Source organism: Marinomonas sp. TI.3.20 (assembly GCF_038155025.1).
GTDB lineage: Bacteria > Pseudomonadota > Gammaproteobacteria > Pseudomonadales > Marinomonadaceae > Marinomonas > Marinomonas flavescens.
Map to the genome: position 1 here is coordinate 124,590 of NZ_JBAKAS010000003.1, position 14,583 is coordinate 139,172.

14 protein-coding genes are annotated in these 14,583 nt (G+C 45.0%); all 14 read left to right on the top strand.

What is annotated here, in order from left to right; all coding sequences use genetic code 11:
* Positions 1 to 354 precede the first annotated feature (354 nt).
* The 14 genes from urtA to V6259_RS04835 all read left to right on the top strand — a co-directional run bounded on the left by urtA (position 355) and on the right by V6259_RS04835 (position 14,533).
* On the top strand, positions 355 to 1,635 hold the full coding sequence (gene urtA, locus V6259_RS04770) for an urea ABC transporter substrate-binding protein (RefSeq protein ID WP_341583522.1): 1,281 nt from the start codon (positions 355 to 357) through the stop codon (positions 1,633 to 1,635).
* Between the two features lie 171 nt (positions 1,636 to 1,806).
* Positions 1,807 to 3,450 carry an urea ABC transporter permease subunit UrtB gene (gene urtB / locus V6259_RS04775; protein ID WP_341583523.1) on the top strand — a complete coding sequence of 548 codons (1,644 nt, stop codon included), beginning with the start codon at positions 1,807 to 1,809 and terminating at the stop codon, positions 3,448 to 3,450.
* A complete protein-coding gene (urtC, locus tag V6259_RS04780; RefSeq protein WP_341583524.1) occupies positions 3,447 to 4,580 on the top strand; it encodes an urea ABC transporter permease subunit UrtC in 1,134 nt (377 codons plus the stop codon). The genes urtB and urtC overlap by 4 nt, the downstream gene beginning before the upstream one ends.
* Complete coding sequence (gene urtD, locus V6259_RS04785) at positions 4,577 to 5,437, top strand: urea ABC transporter ATP-binding protein UrtD (RefSeq protein ID WP_341583525.1); 861 nt, start codon at positions 4,577 to 4,579, stop codon at positions 5,435 to 5,437. The genes urtC and urtD overlap by 4 nt, the downstream gene beginning before the upstream one ends.
* Positions 5,434 to 6,141, top strand: a complete 708-nt coding sequence (gene urtE / locus V6259_RS04790) for an urea ABC transporter ATP-binding subunit UrtE (RefSeq protein WP_133011991.1) — start codon at positions 5,434 to 5,436, stop codon at positions 6,139 to 6,141. The genes urtD and urtE overlap by 4 nt, the downstream gene beginning before the upstream one ends.
* A 41-nt stretch (positions 6,142 to 6,182) precedes the next feature.
* Complete coding sequence (locus V6259_RS04795) at positions 6,183 to 7,100, top strand: urease accessory protein UreD (protein ID WP_341583526.1); 918 nt, start codon at positions 6,183 to 6,185, stop codon at positions 7,098 to 7,100.
* Positions 7,101 to 7,155: 55 nt separating this feature from the next.
* On the top strand, positions 7,156 to 7,458 hold the full coding sequence (locus tag V6259_RS04800; protein ID WP_133011993.1) for an urease subunit gamma: 303 nt from the start codon (positions 7,156 to 7,158) through the stop codon (positions 7,456 to 7,458).
* A 14-nt stretch (positions 7,459 to 7,472) separates the two neighbouring features.
* The gene (locus tag V6259_RS04805; RefSeq protein WP_341583527.1) at positions 7,473 to 7,799 is read left to right on the top strand and encodes an urease subunit beta; all 327 of its coding nucleotides are present in this window, start codon (positions 7,473 to 7,475) and stop codon (positions 7,797 to 7,799) included.
* On the top strand, positions 7,796 to 9,532 hold the full coding sequence (gene ureC, locus V6259_RS04810; RefSeq protein WP_341583529.1) for an urease subunit alpha: 1,737 nt from the start codon (positions 7,796 to 7,798) through the stop codon (positions 9,530 to 9,532). The genes V6259_RS04805 and ureC overlap by 4 nt, the downstream gene beginning before the upstream one ends.
* A 94-nt stretch (positions 9,533 to 9,626) precedes the next feature.
* Positions 9,627 to 10,073 carry an urease accessory protein UreE gene (gene ureE / locus V6259_RS04815; RefSeq protein WP_341583530.1) on the top strand — a complete coding sequence of 149 codons (447 nt, stop codon included), beginning with the start codon at positions 9,627 to 9,629 and terminating at the stop codon, positions 10,071 to 10,073.
* On the top strand, positions 10,051 to 10,728 hold the full coding sequence (locus V6259_RS04820; protein WP_341583531.1) for an urease accessory protein UreF: 678 nt from the start codon (positions 10,051 to 10,053) through the stop codon (positions 10,726 to 10,728). The genes ureE and V6259_RS04820 overlap by 23 nt, the downstream gene beginning before the upstream one ends.
* 40 nt (positions 10,729 to 10,768) lie before the next feature.
* Positions 10,769 to 11,416 (top strand): urease accessory protein UreG, encoded by a 648-nt coding sequence (ureG, locus tag V6259_RS04825; protein ID WP_341583532.1) that lies wholly within the window; start codon positions 10,769 to 10,771, stop codon positions 11,414 to 11,416.
* A gap of 28 nt (positions 11,417 to 11,444) precedes the next feature.
* A complete protein-coding gene (locus tag V6259_RS04830) occupies positions 11,445 to 12,029 on the top strand; it encodes a HupE/UreJ family protein (protein ID WP_341583533.1) in 585 nt (194 codons plus the stop codon).
* A 308-nt stretch (positions 12,030 to 12,337) separates the two neighbouring features.
* Positions 12,338 to 14,533 carry a bifunctional diguanylate cyclase/phosphodiesterase gene (locus V6259_RS04835; RefSeq protein WP_341583534.1) on the top strand — a complete coding sequence of 732 codons (2,196 nt, stop codon included), beginning with the start codon at positions 12,338 to 12,340 and terminating at the stop codon, positions 14,531 to 14,533.
* Positions 14,534 to 14,583 lie beyond the last annotated feature (50 nt).

A 14,583-nucleotide genomic window follows, 5' to 3' on the forward strand; every position in this document is an offset into this window, starting at 1 on the left:
AACTTAAGTCAGAAGAACCATAGGGCATTTTCCACCTGACTTCAAATGACAATACCAGAAACAAAAGCCTTGCCATAACTGGGCTCAAAAGGTGGGTGGCATTTTAACCACGTTGAAATGAAAACGCCTCCTAATCTCTTCAAAGACAAAAATGAAGCTAAATAGTCATCGACAATATCACCCGCCTATACGTCAAATGACGTACCCCTCTGGGTCATTCAGCGAATACTTTTCTTTACGGTTTCTATAGATACTGGTTTCGCTTACTCAACGGAATCAGGCGGTGTTTAACTCACCTCTCATTCTGTGATCTGGATTCTTGTTAAATACGATAACGAATAGGAAGACTCAACAATGAAGATTAAGACGTTAGTTTCTGCTATTGCATTAACCGGTGCCACGTTGGTTGCTGTGCCTTCATGGGCGGCGGATACAATTAAAGTGGGTGTGTTACATTCTCTTTCCGGCACCATGGCGATTTCTGAAAGCGCGCTGAAAGACACTGTGCTGATGCTGATCAAGGAGCAAAACGCGAAAGGCGGTTTGCTGGGCAAGCAGATTGAGCCTGTGGTAGTTGATCCTGCTTCTAATTGGCCGTTGTTTGCGGAAAAAGCTCGTGAGTTGATCAGCAAAGACAAGGTAGATGTCATTTTCGGTAGCTGGACGTCTGTGTCTCGTAAGTCGGTGCTTCCTGTTCTCCAAGAGTTGAATGGTTTGATGTTTTACCCAGTGCAATTTGAAGGGGAAGAGTCCTCTAAAAATATTTTTTACACCGGAGCAGCGCCAAACCAGCAGGCCATTCCTGCGGTCAATTACTTGATGAACGACCTAGGCGTAAAACGTTTCGTTCTTGCGGGTACGGATTATGTTTATCCTCGTACTACTAATAAAATTTTGGAAGCGTATTTAAAATCAAAAGGCGTTCCAGCAAAAGACATCATGGTGAATTACACGCCATTTGGTCAGTCCGATTGGCAGTCTATTGTCTCGCAAATCAAGAAATTCGGTAGCCAAGGTATAAAAACCGCCGTGGTATCTACCATTAATGGCGATGCTAACGTGCCTTTTTACAAGGAGTTAGCAAACCAAGGTATTTCTTCTGAAGAAATCCCTGTGGTGGCTTTCTCAGTTGGCGAGCAAGAATTATCGGGGTTAGATACTAAACCTTTGGTTGGTCATTTGGCGGCTTGGAACTATTTTGAAAGCGTCGATACGCCAGAAAATGAGAAATTCATCAAAGCATGGAAAACCTTCAAAAAAGACCCTAAAGCGGTTACGAACGATCCGATGGAAGCCACTTATATTGGTTTCAATATGTGGGTTGATGCCGTCAAAAAAGCCGGTACAACAGATGTCGATGCGGTTGAAAAAGCCATGATCGGGCAGAAGTTTCCAAACTTGACCGGTGGCATGGCGGTAATGAATAAAAACCATTATCTAAGCAAGCCTGTTTTGATCGGCGAAATCCAAGACGACGGCCAGTTTGAAACGGTTTGGGAAACCGACAGTACGGTTCCTGGGGATTCTTGGTCTGACTATTTACCAAGCTCTAAGAACGTGATTGCAGACTGGACTTCGCCAATCAATTGCGGTCATTACAACACTGTAACGAAAAAATGTTCAGGCGAAAACTAAGCGTCAATATCGTTAGAAATGCTTAATAGCGAACCTCTCAGGTTTGTATGGACTCTCTGTCACACAGAGCAGAGAGTCCCTTTTTCTGCTCGTCTCCTCTTGTTTCAACTGTCCAAGAGCAACGAACGAATCCACCAGCAAGACATCTTGCCACTATTCACTCCACGGAGTATGACCTTGAGACATTTTATAGCACTTTGCTGCTGTCTTTTTGGCCTCTTATCTTCACAGGCTTACAGCGCAGAATCTTCTACCTCGACAAGTCCGTCCGCTAATCAGCCACCCGCCGAACTTGCGCCTTTAATACTGGAACTGACCAAAGCAAAATACAGCAAACTCTTACCTGTTTTAAAGAAAATCGAAGCCAATAGCGACGAGTCTATGTTGCCGCTATTTCGCACTATGATGAATGGGGATTTGTACTTCATCAAAACCAATAAGCAACTTGTTCAACTTATTGAGGATACGAATCAAAAGACTTACCAAGGGATTTTTAGTCAGCAATTGGTCGCAGATCTTAGCAAACGAGACGTGTCTAAAATCAAGGTCAATAACCACCTACGCAGTTATTTACGTAATGCCATTGCCCGTATTCAGTTAACATCTTCCTCTGCTGAGGTACGTAAAAATGCGGTGCAAGAGTTGCTGTCTAGCCTTGATGAAGAGACAGTAACCACCTTAGAACGGCTCTATTCAAGTGAGACTAATCAGACAGTAAAAACAGAAATGGGCTTAGCCTTGGCGATTAATACCGCGCGACAAGCCAGCTTACCGAATTCCACACGTATTGCTGCTATTGAGCGCTTATCTGGCAGTTTAGAAAATACGGTTCGCAATGTACTCACACAGCTGACGAATCAAGACAACCCCGCGATTAAAGCCGCGGCAGAACACGCGCTGAAAAAGATCACTCAGCGGGTTGAGCGCTTCGGTTTTTTGAACCAATTATTTTTTGGTTTGAGCCTCGGCTCTGTGCTGTTACTGGCATCTATTGGTCTGGCCATTACCTTTGGTGTGATGGGTGTCATCAATATGGCCCATGGCGAGATGATTATGCTCGGTGCCTATACCACTTATGTGGTTCAACTAATGATGCCGAATTACATCGACTATTCTATTTGGGTTGCTATTCCAGCGGCTTTTCTTGTCTCTGGTGTCGTCGGTGTACTGATTGAGCGGTTAGTGATTCGTCACTTACATGGTCGTCCACTAGAATCCTTGCTAGCCACCTTTGGTATTAGCCTGATTTTACAACAACTGGTGCGAACCATTTTTTCACCATTAAACCGTCAAGTGTCTACACCAAGTTGGATGAGTGGTTCTTGGGAAATTAACCCAGTGTTCTCACTCACTTTAAACCGTTTGTATATTCTGGCATTTTCGCTGCTAGTATTTTTTGCCTTGGTTATGGTGCTTAAAAAGACCTCTCTGGGATTAAACGTCCGAGCGGTGTCCCAAAACCGCAATATGGCCAAAGCCATGGGTGTAAAAACGAATTGGATAGACGCTATGACGTTTGGCTTGGGGTCCGGTATAGCGGGAATTGCTGGTGTGGCACTGAGTCAACTCACTAATGTTGGACCCAATCTTGGCCAAGACTACATCATTAATTCTTTTATGGTGGTGGTCTTTGGTGGTGTGGGTAACTTGCTCGGTACTTTAGTAGCGGCGTTCAGTTTGGGCATTGCAACCAAGTTTCTTGAGCCGATGACAGGCGCGGTTTTATCCACCATTTTAGTGCTGGTATTCATTATTTTGTTTATCCAAAAACGTCCTAAAGGACTCTTTCCTCAAAAAGGCAGGGCCGCAGAATGAGCGTGATTAGTCAGTATTTTTCAGAAGGACGCACATCGGGCAAACACACTATGCCATTTGTCATTATCCTGTTAGCAGTGACGGCAATGGCGTGTTTATCGAATCTCTATTTGCCCGCCGATTCAGCACTGCATGTGAGCACTTACTCTATTACCTTATTGGGCAAGTATTTGTGCTATGCCATGCTGGCGTTAGCGGTGGATATTATTTGGGGCTATTGCGGAATTTTGAGTTTAGGACACGGTGCCTTTTTCGCTTTAGGCGGTTACGCCATGGGCATGTATTTGATGCGTCAAATTGGCGATCGCGGCGCTTATGGCAACCCAGATCTGCCTGATTTCATGGTGTTTTTAGGCTGGAAAGAGCTGCCGTGGTTTTGGCACGGTATGGATCAATTCTGGTTTGCGATGATCATGGCTGTATTGATTCCGGGATTATTGGCTTTTGTATTTGGTTGGTTAGCGTTTCGCTCGCGAGTGACTGGAGTGTATTTGTCCATCATGACGCAAGCACTCACTTACGCGCTCTTGCTTGCATTCTTTCGTAATGAGATGGGCTTTGGTGGCAATAATGGCCTAACAGATTTTAAAGACATTGTCGGCTTCAGCTTACAGTCCGATACCACACGGGTGAGTTTGTTCGCTATTACGGCGCTCATGTTGGCGGTGGTGTTTGTCATCAGTCATAACATTCTCTCGTCACGCTTTGGCAAGGTGATATTGGCCGTTCGTGATTCAGAGTCACGCGCACGTTTTATTGGCTATCGAACCGATCGCTATAAGATTTGGTTATTTGTTTTCTCAGCGGTGATCGCGGGCATTGCAGGAGCCTTGTATGTACCACAGGTCGGCATTATCAACCCTGGCGAGTTCTCCCCTATTAACTCGATCGAAATGGTGATCTGGGTGGCGGTTGGTGGACGGGGCACCTTGATCGGCGCGGTCATTGGGGCGCTGTTAGTGAATTATGCAAAAACGCGATTTACCGCGATTTTACCGGAAGCTTGGTTATTCGCTCTGGGCGGTCTGTTTGTATTAGTCACTCTGTATTTACCCAAAGGCATCGTCGGCTTATACACCCAACTACTGGAAAAACGCCGTACTCAATCCGTTAAGGAGTCTGAAGCATGAATGCGATTCAACATACCGTAGAAAGCTTACGCCACACGTTTCGCCCTGATCAGGTATGGCCTTTTCTTGCGCCTGAAAACGCTAAGGTCAACGTCGATAAAGACATCATTTTGTATGTGGAAGATTTGAATTTAAGTTTTGATGGTTTTAAAGCCCTGAATAATTTGAATCTCTATATTAATGATGGCGAGTTACGTTGCCTGATCGGTGCCAATGGAGCGGGGAAAACCACCTTAATGGACGTTATTACCGGTAAAACTCAATGCGACTCTGGCAGTGTCTTTTTTGGCCAGAACCAAAACTTACTCAATAAAGACGAAGCTGAAATAGCACAACTAGGCATTGGTCGAAAATTCCAAAAGCCAACCGTATTTGAAGAACAAACCGTGTTTGATAACTTAGAACTGTCTCTTAAAACCGACAAACGTGTCCTGCACACCCTCTTCTCACGACTGACACCGACACAGATAGATCGTATCGACGACGTGCTAAAGATTATTGGTCTGGCTAAGCACCGCTTTATGCTGGCAGGTGCCCTTTCTCATGGCCAAAAACAATGGCTCGAAATTGGCATGTTACTTGTATCAGATCCTAGACTTTTGTTGATTGATGAGCCAGTCGCTGGAATGACCCCAGATGAAACCGAGCGCACCGCTGAGCTACTCACCTCTCTGGCGGGAGATCGAACGGTGATCGTCGTCGAGCACGATATGGAATTTGTTCGTAGCATTGCACGAACCGTCACAGTGTTGCACCAAGGCTCTGTTCTTGCTGAAGGTACTATGGACCAGATTCAAAGTAACAAAGATGTTATTGAAGTCTATTTAGGAGAACAAGAAGAAGGAGCAACCTCATGATTTCCATAAAAAATGTTGATCAACTCTATGGTGGCACACAAATTCTTTGGGGTTTAGATTTAGACATAGAACCCGGCTCAATAACCTGCATTATGGGCCGTAATGGCGTCGGTAAAACAACCTTACTGAAAGCCATTATGGGATTACTGCCGATTCAAAGCGGCGAGATCACTATGAATGGCGAAATACTCAATAAACAAAGCGCTGAAAAACGCGCCTACGCAGGCATTGGCTATGTACCGCAAGGCCGAGATATTTTCCCAATGTTAACGGTAGAAGAAAACTTACGCATTGGCTTGCCAGTGCTGAACAAGAAAAGTAAGCATAAAAGCAACGAGATACCGGAGAAAATCTTTGATTTATTTCCGGTGTTAAAAGACATGCTGCATCGTCGTGGCGGCGATCTTTCCGGCGGACAGCAACAGCAATTAGCCATTGGACGCGCTCTAGTATTAGACCCAAAAGTGCTTATTTTAGACGAGCCAAATGAAGGCATACAACCCAACATCGTCAAGCAAATCGGCGATGTGATTTTGAAGTTAAACGCGGAAGAAGGCATGACGGTGATCTTAATTGAGCAGAAACTTGGTTTTGCGAGACGCGTCGGTAAAGAATTCCGTTTAATGGAAAAAGGTCGTATTGTAGCTTCAGACCGAATGGACAAACTCAACGATACCTTGATCAAGCAGTATCTAGCGGTATAGCCCTAGCACGCTGAGCAAGCTGATTTTTTAAAAAGGAAGAAATGGATAATAATCATAATCTTGCCTTGGTAACGCAGCCAGTGACACAACAAGAAAACGCGCCGTCCTTTTCTGGCGCACCTTCTCACTGGCATGCATTCCTAACCTTAGGCTTTCAAAAAACCGCTCGCGGCACTGTGCTCAAAACTTGCGAACATAAAGGGCCCCTTTACGTACAAAAGCCCTTTTATCCAGAAGGCCCTGATATCGCTCATGTCTATCTTCTTCATCCACCTGGTGGACTCGTCTCTGGAGATCGCTTAACCATCACCGCGAATCTAGCCGAAAACACTCATGTATTAATCACCACACCCGGCGCTGGTCGAGTCTATCGCGCACGCGATGACAAAGCTCTGCAGCATCAGATTACCCAACTGAATGTCCCGCAAGACAGCGTGATGGAATGGCTGCCACAAGAAGCCATTCTCTATCCCAACGCCCACACGCGCCTTGAGAATCAAATCAATCTGACGGGTAATGCCAAATTTATCGGTTGGGAAGTCACTTGCTTTGGCTTACCTGCAAGCAATGAAAGTTTCGCCAACGGTCACGCAGAACAAGGTTTTGAAATTCGTCAGGATGGCCGTCTAAAAGTCCGTGAGCGACTGGTGATTGACGACCAAAGCCGCGCTATTTTTCAAGCAAAAGCCGGTTTAGCAAACAATCCAATAAATGGCCTGATGATTGCAGGACCTTTTGACCGATCGGACAATCATGATGAGCTAATGGACACGCTGCGTGCCCATTGTACAGAACACAATTCACTTAGCGGCGCGACGCTGGTAGACGAATACCTCATTGTGCGCAGCATTCACGATGATTCCGAGCAAATGAAACAACTGTTTACTCAGTGCTGGCAAGCGATTCGCCCTGCGCTGATTAACAAAATAGCGTGCGAACCTAGAATTTGGGCGACTTAATTCTCACGATTAAGACATTAAAAGCGCCATAGAATAACGACAAAAGGGTTGAAGAATGGAATTACTACCAAGAGAAAAAGACAAATTACTCGTCTTTACCGCGGCATTATTGGCCGAACGTCGCTTAAATCGCGGTTTAAAACTGAATTATCCAGAAGCCATGGCGTACATCACCATGGAAATTATCGAAGGCGCGCGCGATGGCAAAACGGTGGCTGAACTAATGAGCTTCGGTAAAACCTTGCTTAGTGCAGAACAAGTGATGGACGGCGTGGTGGATTTGATCCACGAAGTACAAGTGGAAGCCACCTTCCCTGACGGCACTAAGTTGGTCACGGTTCATAACCCTATTAACTAACATGGAGACACACCATGATTCCAGGTGAAATTCAGGTAGCCGTAGGCGATATTGAGCTCAATGTAGGCCGTAAAACCTTAAAAATTCGTGTTGAAAACACAGGGGATCGACCTGTTCAAATCGGCTCCCATTATCATTTTTATGAAGTAAACCCTGCATTGTCTTTTGATCGAGAACCCACTAAGGGCTTTCGTTTACATATCGCATCTGGCACAGCGGTTCGCTTTGAGCCAGGCCAAGGTCGCGAAATTGAACTCGTCGAATACGCTGGCACGAAAACCATTTATGGCTTTCGTGGTGAAGTGATGGGGCCACTTGGCGATACGGAGCATTCAGCATGACTAAAAAAGACAAGACTAAAAAAGACAAGACTAAAATGGACAGACAAAGCTACGCACAAATGTTTGGACCAACCACTGGAGACCGAGTACGCCTAGGCGATACAGACATTTGGATCCAAGTGGAGAAAGACTTCACTACCTACGGTGACGAAGTGAAATTTGGCGGCGGTAAAGTGATCCGTGATGGCATGGGGCAAAGCCAAGTTACCAATGAAGTAGCGGTCGATTTAGTGATTACCAATGCCTTGGTACTCGACCATTGGGGCATCGTAAAATGCGACGTTGGCGTCAAAGAAGGGCGTATTTTTAAAGTCGGTAAAGCCGGCAATCCAGACATCCAAGACAAGGTCGACATTGTGATTGGACCGGGTACCGAAGTCATCGCGGGAGAAGGCTCTATCCTTACCGCTGGTGGCATCGATGCGCACATTCACTTTATTTGTCCGCAACAAATTGAAGAAGCACTCACCTCTGGTGTCACCACCATGATTGGCGGCGGTACTGGGCCTGCGACGGGCACCAAAGCCACGACCTGTACGCCTGGACCTTGGTACTTAGGTAAGATGCTGCAAGCAACCGACAGCATGCCAATGAACTTAGGCTTTTTAGGCAAAGGCAACGCCAGCCAACCAGAAGCCCTTGAAGAGCAGTTGGAAGCTGGCGCCTGTGGGTTGAAGCTGCATGAAGATTGGGGAACCACACCGGCATCGATCGATTGCTGTTTAAGTGTCGCAGACAAGTACGATGTGCAAGTCGCGATCCATACGGACACATTAAATGAATCCGGTTTTGTCGACAGCACATTGGCGGCGTTCAAAGATCGAGTGATTCACACCTATCACACAGAAGGCGCGGGTGGCGGTCACGCTCCCGATATTATTCGTGCGGCCGGAAAGCTCAATGTGTTGCCGTCTTCGACAAACCCTACTCGTCCGTATACTCACAACACCGTCGATGAGCATTTGGACATGTTGATGGTGTGCCATCATTTGGACAGCAACATTCCAGAAGATGTGGCATTCGCAGATTCGCGTATTCGCAAAGAAACCATCGCCGCAGAAGACATTTTTCATGACCGTGGCGCGTTCAGCATGATTTCATCGGACTCTCAAGCCATGGGACGAGTCGGTGAAGTTATCACTCGTACTTGGCAAACTGCCCATAAAATGAAACAGCAATTTGGTTTATTGCCAGAAGATCGTGAGCTCGGCGCTGACAACTTTCGGGCCCGTCGTTATATTGCTAAATACACCATCAACCCAGCGATTACTCACGGTATTAGCCATGAAGTGGGCTCAATTGAGCCGGGAAAACTAGCCGACTTGGTACTTTGGAAACCGGCATTTTTTGGCGTTAAACCGTCGATGATTATTAAAGGTGGAATGATTGCCAGTGCGCCTATGGGTGACCCAAACGCATCTATCCCAACGCCTCAGCCAGTGCATTATCGCCCTATGTTTGGTGCTTTTGGTAAAGCCGCCGCTGCAACTTCGGTGACCTTCGTATCAAAAGCCGCGCTTAATAATGGCCTTGCCGAGAAATTTGGCTTGGATCGTAAGCTGGTCGCGTGTTGTAACACTCGTAACCTTTCGAAGCTCGACATGATTCATAACAGCTGGCTGCCAGACATTACCGTAGACCCACAAACCTATGAAGTGCGTGCAGACGGCGAGCTGCTCACCTGTGAACCTGCAGAAACATTGCCATTAGCTCAGCTTTATACCTTATTTTAAAGATACCTAATTTTAAAAGCGCACTGTTTAAACCAATAAAACACCAAGCTCTATAAGGCTTAGTGTTTAAGGATAAGTCCTTAAGGAAAATAAGATGCTAGATATATATCAACGCTTAGGCACACATTGCCACGAAACCGTTTACACCACAGTCACTTTAACTCATGAGCAGCGCGATCGTGGTCGCCTTAAACTGGTTGGCGAAAACAATGAAGAGGTGCGCGTTTTCCTTGATCGTGGAAAACCGCTCCAAGTTGGGGAGTTTTTACGCAGCGAGTGCAACAAAATAGTGCAAATTAAAGGTGCAATTGAAGAAATTGCTCACGCAAGTTGCGATAATTGGGAAGCATTTTCTAAAGCTTGCTATCACTTAGGTAATCGTCACACAAAAATCCAAATAGGCGATCGCTGGTTACGCATTAAACCTGATCACGTATTAGAAGAAATGCTGCATTTGTTGGGTCTCGTTGTGACGCATGAAAATGCGGTGTTTGTCCCTGAGTCTGGAGCGTATAGCCATGGTCATCACCACCACGGATAGTAGCTTCTTACGTTTATTACAATTAAGCAGCGTCAGTTTACCAGTCGGTGGCTATGCCTTTTCTCAAGGTATGGAATACGCCATTGACCAAGGCTGGGTAACCAATAAACGCGACGTGTCTGACTGGATCAACCTGCAGATGCAACAGTCCGTGGCCCGTGTCGATTTGCCTGTATTGCGTTTGTGTATGATGGCGGCCGCTCAGCAAAACACAGCGCGCTTATTAGAGCTAAACGACTTGTCACTCGCCTGTCGAGAAACCAAAGAATTAAGGCTAAACGATACAGCAATGGGCGAAGCCTTAGCACGCCTCATGCGCAGCTTAGGCATAGAGTCGCCTTTTAAGCGCTTAGACGACATTAGTTTTGTCACCTTGTTTGCTATCACGGCGACCCATTGGTCGATCCGTTTTGATGTAGCGGCTCTTGGCTTTAGCTGGTCTTGGTTAGAAAACCAAATCGCCGCGGCCACTAAGTTGGTGCCTCTTGGTCAAACACAGGCACAAGAATTGCTCGGCGAATTACAGCCTATTATCACCGAGGCCATTAGTGCTTCGTTAACCATTGATGAAGAGCGTATTGGCGCGGGACTGCCTGCTATTGCAATTGCCAGCGCTCAGCACGAAACACAATATTCACGGCTATTTCGTTCTTGATTTTTATTAGGAATAGCCTTCAATTTTAAGAGGACATGTTATGAGTAAACCAAAACAAACATTACGTATCGGCGTCGGTGGCCCTGTCGGCTCCGGTAAAACCGCATTACTGCGATCTTTGTGTTCTGCTCTTCGCGATCATTATAATATCGCCGTTGTGACGAACGATATTTATACTCAAGAAGACGCCAAATTCCTCACTGAGCACGAAGCTCTCGATGCTGATCGTATTGTGGGGGTAGAAACAGGCGGCTGCCCACACACAGCAATTCGTGAAGATGCGTCGATGAACTTAGCCGCAATAGATCAATTACTAGAGCGTCACGGCGAACTGGATGTGGTGTTTGTCGAAAGTGGTGGCGACAATTTAAGCGCGACCTTTAGCCCGGAATTATCAGACTATACAATTTATGTAATTGATGTGTCCGCTGGGGATAAAATTCCACGCAAAGGCGGCCCAGGTATCACGAAATCGGACCTATTAATCATTAATAAAACCGACTTAGCCCCCTTGGTCGGCGCCTCTTTAGAGGTAATGGCTCGAGACGCTAAAATGATGCGTGGTGAGCGCCCTTTCGTCTTCTCCAACCTGAAAAAAGCCCAAGGCTTAGACGAAATCATTCAATTTATCATTACCGAAGGTATGTTAGAATCCAAACCTATTCCAGCCGCAAGAGCGGTGGTTTAATTCATTACTTTATTTAGGAGATTTATCTATGCGTTTTAATACGCTAAAAGTGGGATTAGCCACTCTTATTGCTGCACTACCAACCTTAGCGCTTGCTCATCCTGGTCATGATCACATTACCAGCTTTTCAACTGGGTTTATGCACCCTATGAGCGGCCTTGATCACCTGTTAGCCATGATTGCTATTGGCCTTTGGGCAGTAAGTATCGGAGGCAAAGCATTGTGGGCAGTACCTACTGCTTTTGTTGGCACCATGATTATTGGTGGCGCATTTGGCATGGCCGGCTTGCAAGTCCCTTTCGTTGAGCAAGGTATTGCACTTTCTGTCATCCTAATGGGCGTATTGCTTGTGGGATCTGTTCGCTTCTCTGTTGGTACTTGTGCCGCGATTGCTGGCGTATTCGCTTTCTTCCACGGTGCTGCACACGGTATGGAAATGCCATTGAGCGCTCATGGTGCGGAATACGCCATTGGTTTTGCCTGTGCTACAGCATTATTGCATGTCGTTGGCATGGGGCTCGGTAAAGTAATATCTCGTATCGAAGCACCTATAGTCACGCGCATCACTGGTGGTGTTATCGCCGCCGCTGGCGTGATGATGGCCATCGCTTAATAAGCCTTTTAACCGCTGTAACCTGAGACGCTAAAACCCGAAATAAAAGGGTCTAACGTGTCAGGTTACAGCGTTTATATTAGATAGTGTGGTTACTCATTCTCCCTCATCCCTAGCCTATCGAATACTCCCTCGCTATTACCCTCTACGAAAAGGCTCTTCCATTCTCAAGTATTTCATTACTAATAGTTTTTCTTATTAATAGACAACTTTGAGCTCAGCCGTCTATTATTAAAGAATAGGTACTTTATAATGACCTAACATAAAATTTTGTGGGCCTGGCTCATAGTGTATATAAGGATGTTTTTTTGATAAGAGCCGAGTTCAAACAGCCCATCGCTGCCTTTATATCCTGCATTGTATTCTTGGCTATTGCACTCGCTGGCATTTATTGGACCCAATCTTCTAATAAGGCGATTGTAAAAGAGCAAAAGTTGCTTTTGAACGGCATTTCTCGAACGCAAGCATCGGCATTGGAACGACGCTTAACTACGGCGTTTACCTCTACGCAAATATTAGCCATTGAAGTAGAGCAACATAATGGCACATTTAACGATTTTCACAGTTATGCTAAAAATCTTATAAATTCTATTGGGGGTATATCCAGTCTCCAACTCGCACCAAATGGCATTATTGAGCAAATATATCCTTTGAAAGGAAATGAGTCCGCGATCGGATTAGACATTTTTGCAGACCCCAAATATCGTGAAGCCGCGCTTATTGCTATAGAAGAACACAAAATTATCGCTATCGGCCCAATTTCTCTTGTACAAGGCGGTATAGCGATAATAAGCCGCTCACCAGCCTATTTATTTAAAGGGACTCAAAGAGAGTTATTTTGGGGCTTTATTTCTGCGGTGATTAACCTTGATGACCTTTTGGAATCCACTCGTCTTAAAGACCTTGAGAAAGATGGGTATCGATATTCTCTCTCACGTGTACACCCCGACAGCAAAAAAACGATTGTTTTTTCGCACTCAAAAAAGCCTCTTACTAACATCGTCGCAACAACGAAAATCCACTTACCTGTCGGTGTATGGGATCTTAAGATCAGCCGTGATCTAAACGATCGTCTAAAAGACAATTCGGTTTCAGGTTATTTTTTAAGTGTTCTTTCCGGCTTTTTTATTGCTTTAGCCCTCTATGGAATTTTGATACAACCTTTCCGCCTTAGAAAATTGGTCAAAGAGAAAACAACCGAACTACAAAGTCTCGCTTACAAAGACCCACTAACGAATTTACCTAATCGCCGCTATCTTAATGACTATCTTCCATCACTTTTGAGCGACAGCCAAAAGCGGCAAGAAAATGCGGCTTTCATTTACTTTGACTTAGATAACTTTAAGCGAATTAATGACACAATTGGCCATGATGTAGGCGATAAGGTTCTCGAGATTGTTGCGCAAAGACTACATAATCTGTGTCGTGAAACCGACAAAGTAGTGCGCTTAGGCGGTGATGAATTTGGTATCTTATTATGTAATATCAAAAACAAACAAGAGGCAAAAAAGCACGCTGAACGAATTTTAACTCATATTCACGCTCCTCTAGAAATTGCTTCCCGAGAGTTTATCCTCAGCACGTCTTTAGGTATTGCGATGATACCTGAACACGGTGATAGCCTTATTACTATCATGCAAAATGCAGATATTGCGCTTTACCAAGCAAAGCAGAACGGTAAAAATCGATATAGCTTCTACAATCACGAAATGAGAACTAAAGCACAAAACCTAGCAGAAGCAGAAGCAGATCTATCGAAAGCATTACAAAACAATGAATTCGAACTCTATTATCAGTCACAGTTTGATTTAAAAACAAAACAAGTTTTTGGTGCTGAAGCACTCATTCGTTGGAACCATCCTAAAAATGGATTAACCCTTCCAGATCATTTCATGGCGCTTGCCGAAAGTACTGGACACATTATTAAAATTGGCCAATGGGTACTAGAGAATGGAATTTCTTATTTAGCAAGACGAAGAGAAAAAGGGCTTCCGTACATTTTACTGCATGTGAACCTGTCTTCTTTGCAACTCGCTGATCCGAATTTTGTTTCTGTCGTAAAAACGCTACTTGATAAACACCAAGTCCCTGCACAATGGCTTGGCGTAGAAATAACGGAAACGGCCTTATTAAAAGATGTTGCTTTAGCCAAAACCACACTTCAAGCATTCAAAGACATGGGGATATGCATTGCCATTGATGATTTTGGCACCGGCTACTCTTCATTAGGACAGCTGAAGAATCTCCCTATCACTCTGCTTAAAATTGATCGTAGTTTTGTGGTAGATCTAGAAAAAGATCAAACCAATAGACAAATTGTGGAAGCGATTGTTGCGATGGCTCATAAACTGGGTATTAAAGTATTAGCCGAAGGAATAGAAACCAAAGAGCAATGGGCAATATTGGAATCTTTTCAATGCGAATTTGGACAAGGCTATTATGTAAGCAAACCAATGACGGAAAAAGATTTTGATCAAGCGGATCTTATCGTCAAAAACATCTAAGCTTTGCTAATAAAATCTACTTGATCCACTTAGCGTTAGTTTAGATAAAA

Coding starts and splice junctions, on each gene's coding strand:
- urtA (WP_341583522.1), top strand. CDS start 355: ATGAAGATTAAGACGTTAGTTTCTGCTATTGCATTAACCGGTGCCACG.
- ureC (WP_341583529.1), top strand. CDS start 7,796: ATGACTAAAAAAGACAAGACTAAAAAAGACAAGACTAAAATGGACAGA.
- ureG (WP_341583532.1), top strand. CDS start 10,769: ATGAGTAAACCAAAACAAACATTACGTATCGGCGTCGGTGGCCCTGTC.
- V6259_RS04820 (WP_341583531.1), top strand. CDS start 10,051: ATGGTCATCACCACCACGGATAGTAGCTTCTTACGTTTATTACAATTA.
- V6259_RS04830 (WP_341583533.1), top strand. CDS start 11,445: ATGCGTTTTAATACGCTAAAAGTGGGATTAGCCACTCTTATTGCTGCA.
- V6259_RS04795 (WP_341583526.1), top strand. CDS start 6,183: ATGGATAATAATCATAATCTTGCCTTGGTAACGCAGCCAGTGACACAA.
- urtE (WP_133011991.1), top strand. CDS start 5,434: ATGATTTCCATAAAAAATGTTGATCAACTCTATGGTGGCACACAAATT.
- urtC (WP_341583524.1), top strand. CDS start 3,447: ATGAGCGTGATTAGTCAGTATTTTTCAGAAGGACGCACATCGGGCAAA.
- urtD (WP_341583525.1), top strand. CDS start 4,577: ATGAATGCGATTCAACATACCGTAGAAAGCTTACGCCACACGTTTCGC.
- V6259_RS04800 (WP_133011993.1), top strand. CDS start 7,156: ATGGAATTACTACCAAGAGAAAAAGACAAATTACTCGTCTTTACCGCG.
- ureE (WP_341583530.1), top strand. CDS start 9,627: ATGCTAGATATATATCAACGCTTAGGCACACATTGCCACGAAACCGTT.
- urtB (WP_341583523.1), top strand. CDS start 1,807: ATGACCTTGAGACATTTTATAGCACTTTGCTGCTGTCTTTTTGGCCTC.
- V6259_RS04805 (WP_341583527.1), top strand. CDS start 7,473: ATGATTCCAGGTGAAATTCAGGTAGCCGTAGGCGATATTGAGCTCAAT.